The sequence below is a fragment of the Methylocaldum sp. GT1BB genome, from assembly GCF_051027545.1.
Lineage (GTDB): Bacteria > Pseudomonadota > Gammaproteobacteria > Methylococcales > Methylococcaceae > Methylocaldum.
Map to the genome: position 1 here is coordinate 4344092 of NZ_CP194902.1, position 22522 is coordinate 4366613.

At 58.4% G+C, this 22522-nt stretch carries 16 protein-coding genes; 7 read left to right on the plus strand and 9 right to left on the minus strand.

Annotated elements, in window-relative coordinates; genetic code table 11:
• Positions 1 to 137: 137 nt before the first annotated feature.
• On the minus strand, positions 138 to 608 hold the full coding sequence (locus tag ACR2TX_RS20725; protein ID WP_434130639.1) for a hypothetical protein: 471 nt from the start codon (positions 606 to 608) through the stop codon (positions 138 to 140).
• A gap of 375 nt (positions 609 to 983) precedes the next feature.
• Here ACR2TX_RS20725 and ACR2TX_RS20730 point away from each other — a divergent pair, with 375 nt between their 5' ends.
• The 4 genes from ACR2TX_RS20730 (at position 984) to ACR2TX_RS20745 (ending at position 7614) form a co-directional block, all read left to right on the plus strand.
• Entirely contained in the window at positions 984 to 2174 is a 1191-nt protein-coding gene (locus ACR2TX_RS20730; protein WP_434113147.1) for a M20 metallopeptidase family protein, read from the plus strand.
• A 37-nt stretch (positions 2175 to 2211) separates the two neighbouring features.
• Complete coding sequence (locus ACR2TX_RS20735; RefSeq protein WP_348529974.1) at positions 2212 to 3303, plus strand: carboxylate-amine ligase; 1092 nt, start codon at positions 2212 to 2214, stop codon at positions 3301 to 3303.
• Positions 3304 to 3779: 476 nt separating this feature from the next.
• Positions 3780 to 5729: a hypothetical protein gene (locus ACR2TX_RS20740; RefSeq protein WP_156880010.1), complete on the plus strand. Its 1950-nt coding sequence runs from the start codon at positions 3780 to 3782 to the stop codon at positions 5727 to 5729.
• 13 nt (positions 5730 to 5742) lie between these two features.
• Entirely contained in the window at positions 5743 to 7614 is a 1872-nt protein-coding gene (locus tag ACR2TX_RS20745) for a cytochrome P450 (RefSeq protein ID WP_156880011.1), read from the plus strand.
• A 43-nt stretch (positions 7615 to 7657) separates the two neighbouring features.
• Here the strand turns inward: ACR2TX_RS20745 and ACR2TX_RS20750 are convergent, their stop codons facing one another.
• Entirely contained in the window at positions 7658 to 9409 is a 1752-nt protein-coding gene (locus tag ACR2TX_RS20750; protein WP_434130640.1) for a patatin-like phospholipase family protein, read from the minus strand.
• A 37-nt stretch (positions 9410 to 9446) separates the two neighbouring features.
• Positions 9447 to 10454, minus strand: a complete 1008-nt coding sequence (locus tag ACR2TX_RS20755; protein ID WP_156880013.1) for an NAD-dependent epimerase/dehydratase family protein — start codon at positions 10452 to 10454, stop codon at positions 9447 to 9449.
• A gap of 768 nt (positions 10455 to 11222) precedes the next feature.
• On the opposite strand from ACR2TX_RS20755, the gene ACR2TX_RS20760 reads away from it, so the two are divergent.
• Together ACR2TX_RS20760 and ACR2TX_RS20765 are read left to right on the plus strand one after the other, a co-directional pair.
• Positions 11223 to 12245 carry a DUF2235 domain-containing protein gene (locus ACR2TX_RS20760; protein WP_434130641.1) on the plus strand — a complete coding sequence of 341 codons (1023 nt, stop codon included), beginning with the start codon at positions 11223 to 11225 and terminating at the stop codon, positions 12243 to 12245.
• Positions 12246 to 12333: 88 nt separating this feature from the next.
• Positions 12334 to 13596 (plus strand): SMP-30/gluconolactonase/LRE family protein, encoded by a 1263-nt coding sequence (locus ACR2TX_RS20765; RefSeq protein WP_434130642.1) that lies wholly within the window; start codon positions 12334 to 12336, stop codon positions 13594 to 13596.
• Between the two features lie 523 nt (positions 13597 to 14119).
• Here ACR2TX_RS20765 and ACR2TX_RS20770 read toward each other — a convergent pair.
• Positions 14120 to 14491: a hypothetical protein gene (locus ACR2TX_RS20770; protein ID WP_240502528.1), complete on the minus strand. Its 372-nt coding sequence runs from the start codon at positions 14489 to 14491 to the stop codon at positions 14120 to 14122.
• A gap of 1121 nt (positions 14492 to 15612) precedes the next feature.
• Between ACR2TX_RS20770 and ACR2TX_RS20775 the strand changes: the two genes are divergently transcribed.
• Complete coding sequence (locus ACR2TX_RS20775) at positions 15613 to 15987, plus strand: hypothetical protein (protein ID WP_086134524.1); 375 nt, start codon at positions 15613 to 15615, stop codon at positions 15985 to 15987.
• Positions 15988 to 16091: 104 nt separating this feature from the next.
• Here the strand turns inward: ACR2TX_RS20775 and ACR2TX_RS20780 are convergent, their stop codons facing one another.
• From ACR2TX_RS20780 to ACR2TX_RS20800, 5 genes are all read right to left on the minus strand, one after another.
• Entirely contained in the window at positions 16092 to 17057 is a 966-nt protein-coding gene (locus tag ACR2TX_RS20780; protein WP_156880017.1) for a terpene synthase family protein, read from the minus strand.
• Positions 17058 to 17093: 36 nt separating this feature from the next.
• Entirely contained in the window at positions 17094 to 19922 is a 2829-nt protein-coding gene (locus ACR2TX_RS20785) for a bifunctional diguanylate cyclase/phosphodiesterase (RefSeq protein WP_086134525.1), read from the minus strand.
• A gap of 21 nt (positions 19923 to 19943) precedes the next feature.
• Positions 19944 to 21194, minus strand: coding sequence for a porin (locus ACR2TX_RS20790; protein ID WP_133716447.1), 1251 nt, complete (start codon positions 21192 to 21194; stop codon positions 19944 to 19946).
• Entirely contained in the window at positions 21181 to 21627 is a 447-nt protein-coding gene (locus ACR2TX_RS20795; protein ID WP_240502527.1) for a substrate-binding domain-containing protein, read from the minus strand. The genes ACR2TX_RS20790 and ACR2TX_RS20795 overlap by 14 nt, the downstream gene beginning before the upstream one ends.
• Positions 21628 to 22187: 560 nt before the next feature.
• Complete coding sequence (locus ACR2TX_RS20800) at positions 22188 to 22364, minus strand: hypothetical protein (protein WP_434101607.1); 177 nt, start codon at positions 22362 to 22364, stop codon at positions 22188 to 22190.
• Positions 22365 to 22522 lie beyond the last annotated feature (158 nt).

Here is a 22522-nt window from a genome sequence, read left to right on the forward strand (position 1 = left end):
TAGCTTGGACATTCGATCCGCGATGAACCTGTGGGCGAGACCGGCCATCGCTTGCGCCAGCCGAAATGCTGCTCGCAATCGAGCCGTGGATGAAAAACGCTCGACCGAACCCGGATTGCCTGCTTCGGCCTCAAGGACTAGCAGCGCGATAAAATCCTTCCATCGGTATCGAATTCGACCTCGCGCTCTTTTTTGCCCTCCCTGATTTCGACCTCATAGCTCTTTACGGTGCCGCTGGTATCGGAAACCTGAAAGGCTCGCTGCAGCGTGGCTCGCGGATGGGCGCTCTTTACCGCCTGCAGTACGGATTCAGGCAGCTCATCGAGTTTAATGACCTTTTCGGTTTCAACCAGAGTGCCGTCCGCGCTATAGACCTCGGAGCGTTCCTGCCCCTTGTCGTCGCGATAGGCGATTTCATAAGCCTCCTTGCCATCGAGGACTTCTTCCTCGTACTTCACGCCTTTGGCAGCGGGATGATCTTTTTGAAAGGCCGCGAGGACTGCCTGAGGAACGTCCTGCTTGTTCAGTAGCGGTTCATGCGCCGCGACGAGCGCGGGATTGATGATGGCCGCGCCGAGTATCGTGGCAAGGAATGACTGTCCGTTCATGATATTTCATCCTGAGGAATGATTCCGATCCTTCTTAGACATCCGTTCACCATGAGATTCTACGTCCGGTCCTTCAACTTTTAGAACCGCCAGGCCGCGAATTGGTCTACGGATGGGTGGCCGGGTTTCGACAACGGGATTGCGAGATTGCCGCGCGATCGGAACTAACACACCCGGCGGCTATCTAGTACTTTATGGAAAGCTGAAGAACATGCCCGCTCGAATAAGAACCTTATGCTTGGGTCGTTTTGAAGCTGTGGTTCGGCGGCTTGCAGCCGAGGCAACATCGCCTCCGACGGAAGTACTTTTTCCAATGCCGATCTCCACTCCCGGGCCGATGGCGATCGGCCATTCGAATTTCTCTTCCGGATATCGATGAGATTGACGAACGATAATCCCATGGTCGGGCGCTCCGATGTCGAGCGGATTTATCCCCGCATGGTGGAGTTGCGCCGATTGCTGCACCGCTATCCCGAACTCGCTTTCGAGGAAGCCCAGACGGCTCGCATGATCATGGAGGAGCTCGATCGCCTCGGCATTCCCTACGAATACGGCGGCATCGGAGGCGGTATCGTCGCCCGGATCGCGGGAAAGAGCGAAGGTGCAACCGTGGCTTTGCGGGCCGAGATGGACGGTCTGCCGGGGGTAGAGACCACCGGCCTGCCTTTCGCGTCCCTGAATCCGGGCAAAATGCACGCCTGCGGCCATGACGGACACATGGCGATGGTGCTCGGGGCCGCGGCCTTGCTCAAGGACGATCCGCCTCCGGGGAACGTTTTGCTGATTTTTCAGCCGGCGGAGGAACGCGGCGGCGGCTCGCGCATCATTCTTCGTTCAGGGGCCCTCTCGGGCGTCAAAGCCATTTTCGGCGGACATGTGACCGGGCATTACCGAGTCGGCGAGATCATGGTCGCTCCCGGCGTGCTCACCGCCCAGTCGGACGGTTTCCTCATACGAATCCAGGGACGCGGCGGACATGGGGCGAGACCGCACGAAGCGGTGGATGCGGTGGTGGTCGCCGGGCTCCTGATCGTGGCGATGCAAACCCTGGTATCCAGGGAGGTAAACCCGGTCTATCCGTCCGTGATCACCATCGGCCAGGTGAGCGCCGGCAGCGCGCCCAACGTGATCGCCGAAACGGCGACGCTCCGGGGCTCGATACGCACCACCCTGCCGGAGGTGCGGAAACATCTCCTCGAAGGTCTGGAACGCATGGCCAAGGGCATCGGGGATCTCCACAATGCCAGGATCGAGGTGATCGTCAACGAAGGCTATCCGCCGGTGGTGAATACGCTCGTCGAATCGGAAATCGCCCGCCGGGCAGCCGGGAAGATCGTCGGCGAAAAGGGGCTCGTGTCCATGGAATATCCCAGCATGGGATCCGAAGACTTCGCCTACTATCTGCAGGAAATTCCCGGCTGTTACGTAAGGCTAGGCGCACGCCGGGAAGGATGGGAACACATTCCCTTGCACAGCCCTGCCTTCGATTTCGACGAAGAGGTGCTGAAAATCGGGGCGGCATTCTTCGACCGGGTGGCACGCGATGCCATCGAGGCGTATGCATGACGACGAGCTAGAATTCTCCGGTTCGAAATCTCCCACCGTGGGAATCGAAATCGAATTTCAGCTGCTCGATCCGGACACGCTCGATCTGGTCGACGGCATACTTCCCCTGCTCCGGGACCACCCGGAGGAACCCCGCATCAAGCCGGAATTCACCCAGTCCACGGTGGAAATCAATTCCTGCGTATGTGCCGATATCGAAGAACTGCGGTCGGACGTTACCGGCCTGGTCAAAGAACTGAAGCGCCGCTGCGAAGGATTGCATTTCACGCTTTGCGGCGCCGGCACGCATCCCTTCTCGCTGCGTCCGGCGTCGGTGACGCCGCTGCCGCATTATGTCGAGATGGAGCAGCGCATGGTTTACCTGGCGCACACGCTGAAAACCTATGCGCTTCACGTCCATGTCGGGATGCCGTCGGGCGATGCCGCGGTCGTCGTGATGAGCCAGCTCAAGCCCTATCTGCCCGTTCTTCTGGCACTCTCGGCCAGCTCCCCGTTTTGGCAGGGCCAGGATACCGGTTTCGCCTCGTTCCGGCAGCGCATCCTGGCGGCGATGCGCGACTACGGCCTGCCGCCGAGCTTCACGTCTTGGCGCCAGTTCGCCCAGTGTTTCGAAAACCTCCGAACGGCGGGCGCCGTCCACGTGGTCAGGGACGTCCACTGGGATATCCGGCCCAGTCCCCATTACGGCACGCTGGAAGTTCGCGTGATGGATGTTCAGCCGACCCTGCGGGAAACATTCATGCTGGCCGCCCTGGTCCAGACCCTGCAGGTTTATCTGCTGCGGTGTTGGGAGCAGGAAAAGCCGGTTCGTCCCGCGATGCCGCAACACTGGTGGGCGGAAAAGGAAAACTGTTTCCGAGCCTCTCATCGCGGGGTGGAGGCTGAGATCATCGTCGACGAGACGGGCCATGTTCGTCCCATCAAGGCGTTTACGCGCGAATTGCTGGCGAGCTTGGCGGAAACGGCCGAAGAATTGAGGACCAAAGACTGGCTCGATCAACTCGAAGCCCGACTCGACACCGGGCACAGCTACCTCCGTCAGCGAGCCGTCTTTTCCGAAACGCGATCCCTGCAAAAGGTGGCAGCGAGCCTGGTCGGAGAATTGGAAGCGGAACTGATCGAGCCATAGTGCGAGCTTCCGTCGACCGGTTTGCGTCAGGCCGGGCATTAAAGCGTTTCCCGGCAACTCATCCGGCTTTGGGTGATTGCGCCCCGAATTCCTGTCGACCGGACCTCGCGTCGATTTCCTAAACGGACTTATCCCGAATTTCCGTTCCCATCGGACCGCCTCGAATCGGCGGTGTTAATCAAATTTGACAATGAATCGGCAAAGGGCTTTTATTGTCGCGGGATCCGGTGAGTCCCCCATCAGTCTCGAACAAATCAGAAATGTATCGAGCGCACGGCTCGATGTGCGCACCGTCGGCTTCTGGTAAGAACAATAAAGCGCCATAAGTTACGACGGCTTGGATGGCGACGATCCGTCCTTTAAGTCAGGTTTACACGCTTTCGCTTCCTCGGCGACGGCAAATGCGCAACTTGGGGCTGCCTTCCCGGACCTTATGAACGGACATTCGCCAGAATAATAATGCTCGCGAGGACATCATGAAGACACTGACCTCATCCCTTCGCTCGGTACTTGGCTGCGGAACGGCCGCAATCATCCTCACCACGCTGATTTCCTGTACGGAATCCGGACAGGGCGGAAAACCGCCCGAGAAGCAGACACGCAGCTGGGCGGACGAACGCTCGGAGCGGGAAAAGCTTCAGACGGCCTATTTGAACGATTCCACCGTCAAGCGAATCTCGACCGACGACGCCGCTCGCACGCCCTGGTACAGCAACCGGTTGGGATACGAGTGGTTCAAGGCCTACCCTCTCAGCGTCAACGGCATACCTTATGTCTTCCTGCGCGCCCTGATCGAAACCTATCCGGAAATCTGGAACGGGGAAGGCTCGCTGGGAAATCTGGGATTCGGTCCCCATCCGGACGACTACGATCCCGCAACCGGCCAGCTGCTTCCTCCGGAACAGCGCCATCCCCTGCCTTACGGGCTTTTCACCGTCCAGGACCCCGCCGTTCCCGAGGACAAGCGTACGGACAACGTATTCTTTTCGTGCGGGGCCTGTCATACGGGGCGCGTGTACGTCAAAGACCGGGTCCAGTATCTCGTCGGCGCTCCCAATACCGAAATCGACGCGCAAGCCTACGCTCAGCTTCTCTACCGAAGCGGCAAGATGTTCATCAAGGTCGACAGCCCCGATCCGAGCCAGATAAAAGCCGATCCGGATCAGATCGCCAAGATCGCATCTTTCCTCAAGACCAAGGTCGAAACGGACCCCGCCTGGTTCTATGGCGGACGGACGCCCGAGGAACGCTCGGCCGGCGCCGAACGCGCCAGGGTACAGGTGGCGCGCGTATTGGACAATCTGCCGGGCGCCGTGGCCGGACTGATCGCTTCGGCCAAGAAAACGGAACTGATGTATCACGCGCTGACCTCGAAGCTTTCCTACACCGAGAAGGATGGCCAAAAGGCGCCGGGGGTGTTCGGCCCGCGCCCCGGCCGCATGGATGCCTTCGGCATCGCCGCCGGATTGGTCGCGCTGCATGCCAAGCGGGAAGGTTTCTTTGCGCGCCTGCCCGACGATCATCCGTTCTTCGCGGGATTGGAAAATCTGCCCCGCGAGGAACGCCTCAAGCAGGCCGGTCAGCGGCTGTTCGCGACCGCGCCCGAGTGGATGCCTCACGATCCCGGCGCATCAGACATCAAGAGCCTGTGGTTCTCTCGCGACCATGCCGCCGCCAATTGGGACGCCAACCAGGCCGCCGAGTCCCGGGTAATCGCCTCGGGGGTTTCCTCGGGAGGCGATCCGTCCAAAGTCGATGTCCGCATCCATGAACCCATGAATCCGTTCATCGACAATCTGCCGCCTACGCCCTATCCCTTTGCGGTCGATCTCGACCTGGCGGCCAAAGGCAAGCCGCTGTTCGAGGAAAAATGCGCGTCGGCCTGTCACCATGCGCGCAACGAGAAGGTTTACAACGTCGGCAGCGACATGAATCGGGCGACGCAGATCACGCCGACGGCGCGCCTCGGGCTGCTCGAACTGACCCGTGAAGCCTGCGAGCTGTACGTGGAAAATGGCGGCAGCGACTGGTGCCGGCCGAAACGCGGCAGCCGCGCCGGCGACGACGAAGCCTATTTCGGCATGCCGCGCGGCGACAAGTCGGGCTACAAGGCCGATGTCCTCCACGGCATTTGGGCCCAGGCACCCTATTTTCACAACGGCTCGGTACCGACCCTGTGGCATCTTTTCCGCCCCGCCGAGCGGCCGGAGAAGTTCATTCGCGGCAACATCAAGTACGACGAAACCAAGGTCGGCTTCGTCTGGGACAAAGCGCCGCAGCTCGACGAATACGGAGCCGGCGATACGGTGCACTTCGCCGAGCACGATACGACGCTCCGCGGCAACTCGAATGCCGGCCATACCTACGGTAGCGAATGGTCGGACGACCAGGTCCGCGCCGTTATCGAGTACATGAAAACGCTGTAGGGAAGAAGGACTCATGGCCGGATCGAACTGGATGACGATACGGGAGCAGCTCTATGGACAGGGCTGCAGGCTCATCAAACTGATCAAGGCGGCGTTGGGAAACACGCCGAGTGACTCCGGGCCGGGAAAGACACCGGCCCCGACTCCGCCACCGGCTACTAGCTTTTTGCGTGAAGTGGCGGGTGCCGAAGAAGGCACTCCCCTGCCGTCTCCGCCGCCGCCGATGCCGAACCCGAATGATCCAAAATACGCGGACGATCCCGGCGCCTACGAGAAGGACAAGCAAGCGGCGGAGACGGCCGCCGCGGCTTTCGCCACGGCGGCGAAGGCACGGGGCGGGGCCGTGGCGCAGGTGATCTCCAAATGGCTGGTGACCGCGCCTTATGCGATGTTCCAGGAGCTCTTGGCGCAACCTAGGGACGCCATGCCGATCTTCAAGCCGGCCATCGGTCCCGTGATCGTCATGCGGCATCCGGAAGTCATCCGCTGCCTGGAGCGTACCGACCTGTTCACCGTGGACCCTTACGCGGCGGAGATGGCGCGCGCCACGGACGACAAGACCAAACACCCGGAAGCATACTCCCACTTCATGCTCGGCACCGACCGGGACGATCTCTACCGGCTGGACGACGTGATCCTGCGCCGCGCCGTGTCGCGCTCCGACGAGGAAACGCTTTCGCGCCTGACTCGCGACGAGGCCGAACGCTGGACGCATCGGGCGCAAGCCGAGGGGATCGGCGAAATCGACGTGGTACCGACGCTCGCGAAATTCGTGCCGCTTCGGATCGTCGGCGATTATCTGGGAGTCCACTATTACGATTTCGGAACGCCGTCCGTGCTGCCCGGCCTTCGCGGGGGCGACCGCTTTCCGCTGGACCCGGACCTGCAAGCCGTGTTCTCGTTCGGCAAGATTACGGAAGGCATCGTACCCACGGCGGACGACCTGTTCATCTGGGTCAAGGATGCATTCCGCAACATCTTCAACAACTTCAGCCCGGCCCATCCCTTATTCGCCGAATTCCGCGAACGCGGCGTGATCGCGACCGAGTATCTGAGCGCCTACGTATTTGCCTTGCTCAAGCACTACAAGGAACGGCTGCGGCAGGGCGAAACAGTCCCCGATACCATGCTGACGCGGCTCTTGCGAATGCAGCTCGAGCTCGAGCGGGACGGCGAGACATTGACGGACGAGTTCGCAGCCCGCCTCGGCACGCCCTTGACGAAAGACGAGCTGGCGAAACGCCTTTCCGATTCGATGATCCGGTCCAACGTGTTCGGCACGGCGGTCGGCGCGGTGGTGAATCCCCAGGAAGCCACAGCCCGGATTCTCGACTCCATGCTCCGCCTGAAGAATGGCGAATACGAGGTGCTGAACGGTTCCAGCTACGAACAGGCCGTACGTTTGGCGAACATCGAGCCGGATAGCCCGGATTATGCCGAAAGCCTCGCGGGACTGCGCAAATACGCCCTGGAAGCCTTGCGCCTGCAGCCGCAGGGCGAAGTCTTGTTGCGGCTGTGCGTGAAGGACAATACCGAACTCGGCGGCGTTCCCCTTCGCGCCGGAACCCTCGTGTTCGCGGCCTATGCCGCGGCAATGCGGGATCCCGAGACGGTGCCGAACCCGTCAGCCTTCGACATTACCCGCGACGAACGGCTGGTCCCCTACCTCGGCGATCGCGAACGCGCCCATGAGGCGCCGCAAAGTCAGATCTATCTGCAGCACGGCTACGGACGGCATAAATGCCTCGGACGCTATGCCTCGGAGATAACCATGCGCGAATCGCTGCGCGCCATGCTGCGTCTGGGCTCGCTGGAACGCCGCGGCTCGCTCGAGATGGATGAGCAGAATTTGTATGCGATGAGTCTACGGATCGGATTCCGCTAGACGCCACAAAGGCGGATGCGCTGCGTCCGCCTCCTTCCGCACCTCATAATCCGCGTTCGCTCAAATCGTCCCGTACGATCTTCAGCATGGCGCCGATGGGTCCTTTGTGCGGACTTCGGATCAGGTTCAACAAGCGTTCGTTGAGCTTGACTACTTCCCAGCCGACGCGGCTCACGATCCAGTTCATGGAGAGACGCTCGAGCTCGGTGTCGATGAGCCGCTTCACCACCGCGTCGGTCCGGCGTCTTAACAGCCGTTCCAGGACTTTCATGTCCGGACGTCGGTTCACCGGCCATTCCGGCAAAGGTTCCTCGACGCCGAGAGAATCGGTCAATGGAATAATCGGCAGGAGGTCCATACCCGCTTCGTTCTTGAACCGGAGTTTTTCTTTGAGCGTCGGCGGCCAATCCCGAAACAGCGGGTTGTCGTACGCCAGGCCGAACGTCCGCCGGAGGAATTGCTGGCAGTTGCGGCGACCGAGGCGATAATCGTGCTGCCGGTACGCCTCGCTCAGAAATCCGGCGAATCCGCCCAGCCCGCCGGTGGCGAGCGGATAACGCGCGCGCTGCTCCTTGCCATCCCTGATTTCGGTGCGCGTAGGCGCGATGAGAAAACGGCTGAAGACGCTCGGGTCCCGAGCCAGCTCCAACTCGTCTTTCTTGAATCGCAGCTCCGACAAAACTGCGGAAATCAATGCGGGCAGCGTTCCGAGAAGGCGAAGACTGGACTCCGGGTCGTAGCGGAGATCCAAAACCGACTGGTTCGGAAACGGATCGATCATAAGAATCGCGCGCTTCGCATCCTCGGCCCCGCGCGGGCTGCGATTCGCCGAGCCGGCAAGGCAGCGGCGCGCGATCTCGAAGGGTTCGTTGTTGGCGAGACCTCCGTCGATATTGGCGAACCGATACTCCCAGCGATCGATATCCGTCTCCTTCAACTCGTCCGGCCACATCGGCGGAATTTCCTTCTCGACTTCGCACACGCAACGCTGGCTCCGGTCGCACTTGGGCTCCTGGGGAATGCTCCAGCGGCGGCGGTTGTAGTTGCCCGCCGAGCGCGTCAGGCTGCGAGCCGCCAGAGCGGCGGGAAACGCCGAGCTCGCCAGCGCGGCTTCTTTCAAGAGCCTCCAATTGCCCTCTTCCTGGTCGTCCCGCCCGAGCGGCACGGAATCGTTCCACTTCGACGCTTTGTCGGTCGGGCTGAGCGAAAAATGCATGTAATCGGCGTGCTGAGACATGCCGTAGTCGCGGTCCTGCTCGGCCGAGAAACGAATGGAATAAGGCACGCCTCTCAAATTCGTGACGCACAGGATCACATCCAGTGGATCGGCCATGTACTCGGGCCACGGGGCTCCGGACCATGCGGTGGCCAGGGCGTTTCTAGCCGCATCGTCGAGTACGGTCGAATCCAGCAGCGAAGGCACCTTGGCACCCGGCCGCTCCAGATCGCGAGCGTCGAGCAATGGGCCTATATCGACCCGCTCGACCCAGGTCTCGTAAAGCTTGTTTCGCGCGCTGCCGGTTTGCGAATTCATATGCAGCAGACCGCCGCGCAGCTCCGACGCCAGCACGGCCGCCGTAACGCCTCCGGCCGAGGCGCCGGTTACCACCGAGATCTTCACGTCGTGCGGGGGCGTATCGGGTACTCCTCTTTGCTTCGCCCGATACCAAGAGTCCAGCGCCTCGGTCAGGAAATCGATGACTCCGGCCGTGTATGCGCCGGCGGACACCGCGCCAGCCATGACCAACCCGATTTCGAACGTGGTTGGCGACAGGCCGCTCTCGGCTTCTGCCATGCTTGATTCCATATCCTAGTACTCCCGACTTTGACTCCTATCCGGCTTCGCTCTGGCGTAGCCAACGAAGGGTATCTTCAAGCGTCTGCTGCAAGGGACGCGGCGTCCAGCCGAGTTCCTCGCGCGCACGGGCGGTGTCGTACCAAGCGTAGCGGCCCAGGATTTGGAGCACGCTGCGGGTAACCGGGAACGGTTTTCGGAGCAGGGCGTAACCGGCCTGCATCACCGTAACCAGGGCATAGGCCGCCCAGACCGGCAGCCGCAAACGGGGCGGCCGCACGCCCGCGATAGCGGCGGTTTGTCCCAAAAGATCGTCCACCATCACGTTGTGGCCGTTGAGCAGATAGCGCTGGCCGGGGCGGCCGCGTTCGGCAGCCAGCAGCATTCCGTCCGCGAAATCGCGAACGTCCAGACAGCCGAAACCGACCGGAACGGTGAAGGGAAGCTTGCCGGCGCTGACCGCCTTGAGAAGTTTATTGGCGGGCGCGCCGACGTAATCCTCGGGCCCCATGGTAAAAGAAGGATTGACCGCGACTACCGACATACTGGGGCTCGATCGTCCGAGCGCCTCCTCTTCGGCCTGTCGCCGGCTTGCCGCATACGGGAGATCCAGGCGGTGAACGGTGCCGTCCGCGGTCTCGTCGAGCGGCTCCGGCTTCCGGTTGACGCCCACGGTGAGCGCGCTGCTGGTCACGACGACCCGCGTAACGCCCGAGTCCGCGGACACATCCAGGAGATTGCGCGTTCCGACCACGTTCACTTGCTGCATACGCTCCTCTAGCCCTCCACCGATGCTGACCAGAAAAGCCAGATGAAAAATCGTATCCACCCCGTCGCAGGCGGCACGCAAGGAAATCGCATCCTCGACCGAGCCTCGGACGATGTCCACATCCAAATCCCGCAAGGTGGACGGATCGGTGTCTTGCGGGATCAGCGCACGCGGCCGGATACCCTTTTCATTCAGACGCTTGGTGACATGGTAACCGAGAAAGCTGGTCGGTCCGGTGACGAGGACCTTGCTCTTTGCATTCAGTATCTCGTTCATAGCGATCACAACCCCCTTATTCTTGGAATTACGGGAACGGGCGGGTATATCGAAAAGGCTGCGCCGCTGGAGGAAGACGTAAATTCAGAATCTATTCGAAATACATTCAGGATATGGAAAGCCGTAAGATCTCGATAATCCCACAATCCTGAATCTCTTATGGTTTCCGCCTCGCTCTATCCGATTTATTCCATTCGGCTTTCGCGTGAACACTCATCGTAGGGTGGGTTAGCCCCTCGGCTCCGCTTGGGACACGCCCTTCGACGGAGCTCAGGACAGGCTCCACGTAACCCGCCGATTGGGAGTCGCTCGGCGGGTTACGGCCTCGCGGCCTAACCCACCATCGATGGGTTTCGCTTCGCTCTACCCATCCTACAAAATGAATGCCTGATTGAAAGCGATTTGGAATTACACAGGTTTTCCATGGCGCAGCCGGCATTATGTTTCACGCAATCCCGTAACAGCAAGACATTTCAAGGATAACCACTGAAAAGGTACAAAACGCCCCCTATGCAGCACACATGCCCATATCCGGCTAAAACCCTTCCGTCGACCGGGGTTTTGCCGTACGCGGGGCCGCATTTCCACCCGCTTTAATCGATTGACAACGGCTCGGCGCAAGCGCATTGTTTTCTCAAAAATAGCCTTGAATACCTTTTCGATGTGACCACGTAAGGCAAGGGGTCGAAACTTACCCCTACCGTCCAGCGCGCGGCGGAATTACGGCGAAAAATCGAATCAATAAAGAGTTTTATTGAGGGGGCTGATATGAAACGGATCGTCATTTGCTTCGACGGCACATGGAACAAACCCGCCGACGAACGCTTGCCCGCCGACCGGCAGATCGAGACCAATGTTTGCCGGTTTTATAAATCGGTCACGGACACTGCGGCAGATGGTATCCGGCAAGTTAAATGGTATGACGAAGGCATAGGCACAAAATGGTATGACCGCTTTATTGGCGGCTCCACGGGAGCGGGACTGGAGAAAAATATCCTCGACGGTTACAAGTTTCTCGCCAAGGAATATCGGGAAAGCGACGAGGTTTATATTCTCGGCTTCAGCCGCGGCGCCTATACCGCCAGGAGTTTAGCCGGACTCATTCGCAATTGCGGTCTGGTGAAAAACAAGCAGCTTTCCCTGCGTATGGCCATGGCCTATGGCATCTACCGTACCAGAGACGACGGTCCCGATTCTTCGACCGCTCTGGACTTTAGGGCAAGGTTTTCTCGGGAAATCAAAATTAAGTTTCTCGGCGTGTGGGATACGGTCGGCGCACTGGGTATTCCGCTGGATATCTTGAAGCGCCTGAACATGTATTTTTACCAGTTCCACGACACGAGATTGAGCCATATCGTCGAAAACGGTTACCAAGCCATCGCGATCGACGAACATCGAACGGATTACGATATCTGTTTATGGACGCCCGATGCGAGTCCCCAACAAAACCTGGAACAGCGCTGGTTTGTCGGTGCGCACAGCGATGTCGGCGGGGGATATCCGGATCGGCGCCTGTCCGACCTAACGTTGCGTTGGATTCAAGATAAAGCCATGGCGGCGGGCCTCGGGGTTACTCCGATAGACGTGGGAGCCGATAATTACCTCGGAGCGATTACCGATTCCTACGCACAATTCCTCAACGGGGTTTATGCCCACACACAACAGCGTCATTATCGCGCCTTAGGTACTGCCAGGTTCGGCAACGAGGTGATCGACGACTCGGCACAAAGACGGCGCAAGAAAGACCGCAATTACAAGCCGCCGAACGCCGGTTTGCCGCCGCTGCGATGAAACGCCGCTGAGCCGGCGATAAAGGGCTATCGCCATAACCCGGTAAGGTTGGATAGATAACGTCTCATAATGCTTGAGGATCAGGCTCATGAAGAAATGGATCGGTATAGGCCTTGTGTTACTCATCGTAATCTGGTGGATCGCCGCAGCCCCCAGACCGGAAATTCGCTGCTGCGTCGCCGAGTCGATTTCCTTCGACCCAAAGACGGCAGCGGCGATCGCCGCAGTCGAGCATTCCGCCGACTTCGCTGCCGGTCTGGAGCATTTTCGGTCCGACCTACCGGGTTACGACGATGTCGTGTTACTCACCGGCGGAACCAGGGCCCTGGTTACAGCGACGGACGGAAAAATCTGGAGCGTAGACCTCGCCACACACGCGGTTGAGCCGTTCGTGGATGCGCCGCTGATGGCGTTCGGCATACACGAAGCGCCCGGCGACCCGAACCATGTTTATTTTTGCTCCTCCAACGCCTATGGCGAGCCGTTTCCGGGCGAGGCTGTCGGACTCTACCGTCTCGCGCTCGACACCCGGAAAATCGAGCCCATCGTTCTCGAGGTGCCGGCAACGCTGATCGATCCCGATCACCCGGTCGTCTATGCGGACAACGATCCCAAGGCGCCCGAATTGAGGCGCGACGGCAGCGGCGGAGATCATCGTCCGCTGGTGGTCTGCGACAACCTGGAAGTCTCCGAGGACGGCCGGCGCATCTATTTCTCCGAACCGTTCTCGTACAGAGACGCTTCGCTAGACGACGCGGTAGATGAAGCCATTGCCCTACCTCCCAATGGGCGCCTGTGGCGGCACGACCTGGATACCGGAACCACCCGCCTTGTCGCGGAGGGATTCCACTTCATCAACGGCGTTCTATACGACCTGCATCCGGGCCAGCCGCGGGAGGAGTCGGTTTTGGTCACCCAGACCTCTCTTTTCCGTCTGGCGCGTTTCTATCTTCGGGGTCCGAAAGCGGGGAGCTACGAGGTGGTGCTCGATGGGCTTACGGGCATGGACGACGGGATGGACCGCGATGCGTCCGGGCGTATCTGGCTTGCCCTGTTCACAGAGAGAAGCCCCATCCTGACCTGGGCCCACGAAAACGCGTGGGTCAAACCGCTGCTCTTGCGGTTGCCGCCCCGACTGCTGCTGCGTCAGCAGCGTACGGGTGTGATCGTCGTGAGCCCTGATGGAAGCAAGCCTCTCTATGCGGCGATGTATAAGGGCCTTCCGCTTGCCTCCATAGCTTCCGCCGTACCTGCGGAAAACGGAATTTATTTGGCGAATGAGTCTCTAGGCGAGCTCGATAGCGAGCAGAGCGGAATCGTGCGTCTGAAGTGGCCGAAACAACTGCACTGATCGCATCAGCCCCGACTTTTTTTCCTGCACTTTGGCATTGCCCGCCCCGAGCTTGGGAGGCTTTCTAGCTCGGCATAGCCTCCTCTCGGCGGGCCATGCATTCTCGGTTCCGTTAAAGCAGTTTTGATTTGAAAAGAACTGCTTTGCATGCCCACTTCCCCGCCCGGCGTTCACAATAAATGGGTGGCATCCCGCAACGTACTGCGGGATTTGCCGCACGGCCTATTGCTGCTAAGTACATTCCGCAAATACTTGCGGAATCTCGACAGATTGGCTTGATTGGCGGGGTTGTCCTGCAGGTTGCCTATGCCGCAAGACTTCCCTGAATGTACTTAGAGCGTTTTTCATCCCGGTGTACGGATTCGTGTTCGGGCGGGAAGAACGTAGGTCGGCAATCCCTTGCCGACTTATCGGCTCGGCAAAGGATTTTGTTGGAAGGGTCGCGACTAAAGCGACCGTTTGCGATTGGGAAGGGATTGCCGACCTACCTATCGGGCTCCCTGATACCGGATCGGAAAATGCTCTAGCCTGCCTCTGCGGGGTCGCCATGGCATTTGACCTCTGATTCTTCTACCGCCGCGTCGAGCTCGACCAGTACGCCACCAGCCAGTTCCTCGAAACCGAGCTGCCCCGCCATTTGACGGTGATCGGCACAGTCGCGGCCAACATCCCCTACCTCGGCGTCCTGATCACGGCCATGGGAATCATGCTCACGTTCCACCCGATGAGGATGGACAGCGGCGCGCCTCGATCGTGACCGCGACCCGATCCCTGTGATTCCCCTGGTCGATGCGATACCGGCATTGCCGGTGATCATCCGGACCACCGCGACCTTCGTCAGCGGCCAGATGCCGGTGACGCTCGGCCCGCGCTCGCGCCAGGTGGCGGCGATCATCCCCTCCGATTACACCGACTGAAGCGTGGCGCCGGGTGAAAAGCCTAACCGCACTCAGCCGTTTCCCGCACCGTCCGACCGGCGGTTGGCGCGAGCGCCCGCGTTCTCGGGCCTGACGGCTGGCACCTGTCTTGCACTGTCTTCTGGTAGCGCCGGGCGGGCGCTTGGGCGCGGAGCCCCCTCTTCCTCCGCGCCCGCCGTCCGCCCGCGCCTGTGCTATTCGCCTCACTGGGTTGCCGGCGCCGCCTGCGAGCGGCGCTCTCTTTTGCATGGATGGACCGCCCGATGGATGCCGCACCACCACTTCGGATTGCCCGCCCCGCACCCGATGAACCTGACGCGCCGCCCCCGGCCGCCTGGGTCCGGGCTGTCCAACGCGCCCAGCAGCGCACCCCCTGTTACCGCACCGAGGAACGGTTCCAATGCACCGTTCCCGACTGCGAATGGCGCCGCGCCTGCCTCAAACTCGTCGCCGCCTGGCAGCGGTGAAAACGGCCTGGACCTTCTCGCTTACATCCGCCCCGAGGTGAGAAATGGGTTACATCGAAACGGCACTTACACGACCGGAACGTTCTCGATGGAATGATTAAGTTCCGGCACGCTAGTACGTCTCGAACCGAAACCCCGACGGTCACACTATTCAACCCACAGAAAATGGCTGTATTCGAGACTGCGATGCGCCGGGCGGGGCAAAAGTCACATCGATTGTGTGTTTTGCCATACCAATCACTGATCGCACCGATGGATCAGCCGACGCGGATGCCGTCCCATCAAGCACTTGAGGAGGGTGGCATGGCGATTGCCTTTTATGGAAACATTCATGCTCAAGAGTCATGACATCGCTCAATCGTCATGCTCTGCCGGCTTTGGCGGCATCGCCGCGCTCCATTCGTGAAAAGTGTTCTTTCGGACTCGCGGTGTTTCCACAGTTTTACTGTATCGGCCCCCTAGATATGGGTTAAGGGAGCCGTTGCTCAAGCGGCGAATTTTGCTTGGTCGTTCTTCTTTTCAAACGCCAACAGCACTGCTGCTCTATCAAAACATTAGTGCTTAGCCGACTGGGGGCACCGCCTCATTTCCAAGCCATGAGGCGGTGATTTCACGATCGAGAGGAGAAACAGATGACACCCAGACTCAGGCGCCAGGAATGCGATCCAGCCATACAAGCAGACGCGCCGGTCCCGCCAGCATTTCCGTCGGCACGGTACTTCCAGATTCATTTCGAACAGCTCTATCAGTTGATACACGAACTCCGAGAGAAACTCGATGCCACAGCTAGAGAGCTGGCGCAGCTTCGGGCACTTACAGGAGCCGATGTCGAGCGGTCTCAAACCGCCTCGGACACGCCGGTTTCGCCGGTTGGCCGCGGGATATCGACGGTCATTGACACCCCCACACAAGCGGAGGCACGGGAAAAAACGAAACGTGAAATTTCCGATTGCCAATCGCAGCGGCGTCTAACGAATCGACGCAAGCCGGCGGTCAGACAATCCTAGAGACGCCGGTCGGACGCACCGGAATGCGCCGGCCGGAGCGTCCAAAGCATATTGGTTCAGAGATCAATCCGCCCCACCGCATGGGGCATCTGTTTTTCTATTCATCATTTCGGGCCATTGCCGACGATCGACACTACATATCTCCCCGAGCTGTAGGACCAATCGAGATTGCCGCGCATCCACGAGCACAGAACCGAGACAAAACGCTGAACGTCGCTATCGATCGCAGCTCCGAACGTGGGCAATTGCTCTTTTAATGCGATGAAATTGCGGACTTCTCTATTCGTCAGCTCCGCCGCTTGCTGAATTGCATCCTGAAGAGACAACCGACGATGGTGCTGGAACGTCACGACCAGGTTATGGACATCATTGTGCTGGACTTCCTTGGCGAAAGAAATGATGTCGTTGGACCAACAAACCACATTGTTCGCCATCCGGATCAGATTCTGCAGCGTATCGTGTTTGCGCACGTGCAGCGGCAGACTTATGTCTTCCACGACGTCTATGAGCTCGATATCGGTATAAAGTCCTCCGGTAAACGGGCGCATCGTCACATACGTTAGCGGGTCCGGCGTAATTCCGCTTGCACGGTTTTTAGCTTCCCAAACCGAGGATTCGAAATATTCGACGACGCTGAGTATAAACCGGCACATCCAGTCGTCGTTTGCTATTTGCCGCAGTCTAAGGTAAAGGTCGTGCAGTGCTCGAGCAAGCGGCAGATCCGTTTCGTTAGGCTCGCGACCGGTAAGAATTTCAGTCAACCGCTCATGAAAATGGGCAAGTTTATCCGGACTCCGCCCGAAACCCGACTCGTCGCATTGATCGTCGCGAATGAATAGCCAAGTGTTCCAATCCGAGACGATATTAAGTCCTTCGTAAGGAGCATCGGGATAGGCGCGGGCTGCCAACCAGCTGAACTTGGAAGCTTCCAGCCGCTGCCATTCGCGATCGTCGGTAACCAAATTGAAACGCCTCACCCACGCCAGGGTATGACGATTAGCCGCTTCGGCATGAGAATTGAGGCGCGAGGGAAACGGACAGTAAAATTCGGGTAGCGTGATCGTGCTCATAATTATTAGTTGATAAAAGTAGTATGCGGATGCCGCTTACGATCCAACCAACGGTAAATCGATCACGGACATTGTTGCCGGCTTTAACTGTCGATCGGGACGTCCGATAAAAAAGCCCTGTACCAGATCGACTCCTAATTCTCGAAGCCGAATTAGTGTCTGCGCATTTTCAACTCCTTCGGCGACGATTTTTTGCCTGTAGCCATGAGCGAGCGTGGTCAGGGCGCTGACAAACACTTTGTCGTCATCGTCATTGGCTAGACGGCTGATAAACGAACGATCAATCTTCACATGCTTGATCGGCAAGTGTCTTAGGTAATGAAAGGACGCAAACCCGGCCCCAAAATCGTCCATCGCGAATCCGAAGCCAATATCGGTTAATTCGTCCATAATCCGCCGAGCCGCCTCTAAATCGGCGATCGCGGCAGTCTCTGTGATCTCGAGCAATAAACGTTCCGGAGCCAAGACTCCGTCGCGCGCCGCTTGTTTGAGCGGCTCCGCCCATCCCGGATCGGTCAGCGCGGCAGCGGAAAGATTAATCGAAAGGCGCGCCGAACGAACCTTGCCAAGGATTTCGATCGCCTCCCGAGTGACATATGAATCGATGGCGCTCATCAAGTCCGAACGCAAAATGACGTCCATATATTCACCCGGAAGAACGATGCGTCCGTCGTCCAGCTTCAAGCGAAGCAGCGCCTCGTGATAAGCGACAAGCCCCGTCGCCACGTCTACTACGGGCTGATAATGAAAAAATAGACGCTTTTGATCCAAAGATTGGGCGATAACGTTGCGCCAATACGCCCGGTGACTGATCTGAGCGCGTTCTTCGCCCGAGTGCGAGAACAAATGCCACCGTCCTCGCCCTGCTTTTTTTGCCTGATACATAGCCGCGTCGGCGTTCGCCATAAGCTCTTCCACATCCTTGCCATGTTCCGGAATCAGGGCGATACCTATGCTCGCGGAAATGCGATAGCTTCGGTCGCCGAAGCGGAAAGGCTTCTCGGTCAAGCGCTGATTGAGATCCTGAGCAAAGTACTCTGCTCCCGACCGGTCAGTACCGGTCATCAGAACGGCGAACTCATCGCCCCCCAAGCGAGCCAGAACATCCGACTTGCGTGCCCGCGCCTGCAGCTCATTGGCCAAAAGGCACAGCAGCGCATCGCCGGCAGCGTGTCCGCTGCTGTCATTGACGTCCTTGAAATGGTCCAGGTCGAACAAGAGCAGGGCCGCCGGGGTACCGTTCCGCTCCGCCTCGGCAAAACTCCGCTCCAGCTCGTCCTTGAACCAGAGCCGATTGTGGAGCCCGGTCAATGAATCGTGGTTCGCCAGCCAGCGTATACGGGATTCGGCCTGTACTCTTTCAGTAGCGTCCAAACCGATGGACAGCACGGCAATGCCGTTCTCCTGCTCCAAGCCCAAACGCGTATGCACCCATACGATATGCCGCTTGGTGCCGTCGCAGCAGGTCAGGACCGACTCGTGTTCCAGACGATGCAGCAGGTTGGAGAACAGCTTTTCGAGATTCCGGGCGATATCACTGGTTTCGTTATCGATTTCGATCAGCTCGACGAATCGGGCGTTTTTGAGCGTCTCGCCGGGACGTCCCAAGATCTGGGACGTCAATTCATTAACCGTACGAATTCTGCCGTCGCGAGTTTGAGTCAGAATCAAAACCTGGGCGTTGTCCAGCAGCCCTTGAATAAAGTCCCTCTCCGCCGCGAGGGTGTTTTGATGCTCTTCGATCTGATGAGCCAAACGGATGGACGTGGCATAGAGGATGTCGATTTCGTCTTTCCATTCGACCAGGCGGCTGAGCGTCTTTAGCCGCTCGTTGACTTTGTGATAGTTGCCGTGAGCCAGCAATGGCAATGTCGATGCAAGATGTTGAATGCGCCGTAGCGGAGCATGCAGCAATACCAACAGCAGGACTTCGGCTATGGCTAAAGACATCCCGACGACAACCAGGGCGTCCCGATTGGCCTGGTCGAGCGCCGCGGCCGAAGCGCTAGCATCCACGATGAACATAAGTTGGCCGGTCTCGCCACCCGCCAGGATGTCGTTCAGCGGCGAAGCATAAACCGTGAATTTTTTCTTCTTCCATTCCAGCCATTGGTCGGCTGTGAGCATATCCGGCCCCGGATAGTGCTCGGCGAGATTCCTCAAGAAAGGCTCCAGCTGTTGCGGATTGGACAACGCAGCAACACGCAGGCCCCAGGCTTCCAGAACCTTTTCGCCGGTTCCCGGAGAGGCCACGAGGATTGCGACAGCCGTTCCGGCACCCGCCGAAAAGTCCAGCACCAGATCGGTAATCATCTGGCTGAGAGAAAGGATGCCTACATTTCGTCCCGCAGAAAGCAACGGAACAAAAGCATGAAGGCTGCAACCCGGTTGACAGGTCAAGATTGTCATCGGCTGCTCCGTTTCGAGGACTCGGCTCAAAACGTCCTGTAACCGGTCTTGTGGAACCGCGTTCGCCATTGACGAAGACCAGCTCAGAACTGAATTACCTGCCGCATCGAACAGCTCGATCCGCTCGACGTCCAATTCGTACCGTACGCTGGAAAAAAATCCCTGCAAACGGGCAGCGGTTTGATTCTCGCGCGGCGCCGTGATGAACCGATCCAACCTACCGAGCGAAGCAAGCACCACGCCCAGGCGTTGCAAGCGGTCGGCCGAACGCTCTATAAGCTCTTTGAATTCAGTCCTAAGAGCCGCGTTGCGAACGGCTTGCTGGTTTTTGAATTGAGTCCTTAAATTCCAATGGTTCAGTGCGCCGAAAGCGACACCGAGCGTCAACAAGAGCAGACTCAACAGTACAAACCCTTTTCGGCGCAATGTCCAAAAACGGTTTGTGTCATTCCTCATTTATCCTTTCCAGCAACGGCTTCAGAAACGAAACGATACCATTACAGAAAAGAGATCCCAGTGAGGATCTCCCCCGCCTCTCAGCAAGTCGGAATTGTCGTGAGGAGAGAGCCAGGCGGTACCTTCCACGTTGTGGTATTCCGCCGCAATCAGCCAATTCCGCACAAATTCCCAGCGGACACCGACGGCAAGATCATAAGCGTAAAAGCGGTGGCGTGCTTGGCCGGTTTGCTCGGCCAAGGAACGACCGCTTCGGTCGTCACGGTCCGCATGAAAAACGTCATAGCGAAGTACGGCCGACCAGTCATCGCTCAATCGGTACTCTCCCTGTACATAAAACCCCTCCGAGGTATTCTCTATGGGAACCGGTGTAAAACCACTGCGACGGGCATCGACCCAACCGTATTCCGCAGTCAACGACCAGCGCTCTGCATTATATTGCAGAGAGAACAAAGGATATAAAGCCTGGATGTTGCCGGATGGAACTCCGCTTGCACGCGACCTGAAGTCACGGTCCAGGTCGACCACGCTGAACATGGCACGCGCCCGCCCGCCCATCCACTCATAGACGGCTCGCCCGAGAAACAAGGGACGCCCATCCATTCTACCGGGCGAGTTGAGCATGCCGGTGAGGAAATCGGTGGCATCGCCGGTATCATCCTGCGGTTCCGCGACCATGAATTCCAAATTGAAGCGATGATCGCCCCAGTTATAGCGGCTATACAGCAGTCCTCCGTCGGCCGAGATCATCGCCTGCCTGAGCCCGAGCGTGTCGAAATAAACCGACTGGGGCAGAATCACCGAAGGCCGGGTCCAGACCACATCCCGAGTGTCGTTGTATAGTCCGAACGGTATTTTGACTCGCCCCGCCCGCACGCCAAGCGTTAAAGCCGAGTCGAGAAACGTGCCGTTGTAATCCACTTGGGCAAAATCGAGCCGAAAATCCTCCCGATCGGAACCTCCGGCGTTGCGATAGAGCCCTTGAGCGGAAAACAACAGGTTTGGCAGCAATCGCACGGATCCGTTGACGCCAATTTCGGTGAAATCCAGACTGCCGCCACGGCTCGCGCCGAACACTTGATTGCTCGTGGTATAGGTAAATCCTTGACTCGCAAAACCATGCAACTGCCAGTCAATAGTGCTGAAATCCAGCGCCGCTGCCACGCCGGATACGAAAAAGCAGGCGACCGTTGCAGCCATACGCGCGATCGTTCGAGGACCGACGATCCGCATGGCCAGCGCCTTCCCTAGAAAACCCCTATTTGTCAACATATCCAATACCTCCAGGAGTCGCCCGAACCATCTCGCGCATTTCTCCGACCGTCTCGACCATATGCGGGATTAAACCTGTCCCCGAAAAAACCAGCCGGTCCCATGCCGCGCGTAGCTGGAAGGGATAGACACCCAACACTTCCTTGGAAAAACGGACATGCAGAGGATGTTTATCCGGCAGTACGAAAACACGAATTGGCGTGCCATCAGGCCAACTCGTCAATCGCATGAAGAAGATTTCGCGCAGGGTGTCAGCGGAGAGTGAATCAGCTCGCCCTTCCGCTGCATAAATTTTGGGGCTGGGCTCGCCTGCCATGACGGGCTTGCCGGCACAGCCAAGGGCAACGATTACCGCAAGTGCAAGTGATAGGAGAAAGCTAACCCACCCGCACCCGATCAGTCGGTGCAAATTTCCGGTGGATTTAGACATCATCCTCAAGCAACACCTTTTCTTGTTCTTATTCTGAAGAGAGGACCGACAATGAATTGTCGGCTTAACTTTAGCAGAGGACTGTCATCCTGGTTTTCCGACATCCTCCTGCCGAAAATGCGATAAACCGAAAAACGGCGGTTTTTCGGCTTATTTTTTCGCTATGGGAATCGAGACACGCCGATACTGCAAAAAACCAACCCTGTCAGCTGGGCTAGGCTTTCCGTTTCGCTTTAAGGGAGCTCTGAACAAGTGGATTCCGTTCATGCCCTTCGACAGGCTCAGGAGAGCGTTCGACAAGCTCACCACGAACGGAATCAATACCTTACCGTTCGTCCTGAGCCCTTCGACTCGGCTCAGGACAGGCCTGTCGAAGGACTTAATCAGAGCTTCCTTAAGGAAACTCCCGCGCATTTTTTCCGGCGGTTCCGGGCGAACTCGGTTATTCGGTCAACGAATAGTGACACCACATCCCCCCACGCCAAGCCGATACTACGACCAAAGACAGCGTTTTTACAACAAACGGACGACTTGATCCGCGACTACTACGAACTTTTCGATCTTTATCGAAGGCGCGGCGTTACGATTCGCTCTGCCGACCTTCGGATACGTGTTCCTTCCAATCCGGCCCCATAAGCTTCCCGGATCAACCTGCTCACCATTTGCAAACAAGTAACATCGCGGTCCACGCACGAACGTTCGAAAGTAGCTTTTTTATCGGGATAGATGAGCAGTGTCAAACACGCAATATGGGTTCCGATAACTTCTTATGCACATAAGATGTTAATTGTTTTAAGATTTACCACTCGGACGGGACTCGACATCGTCGCAACATGCAATGTAGAGCGCCATTTCGATGGTGCTATTGAACATGTATCACCGCTTATAGCGGGTGTTT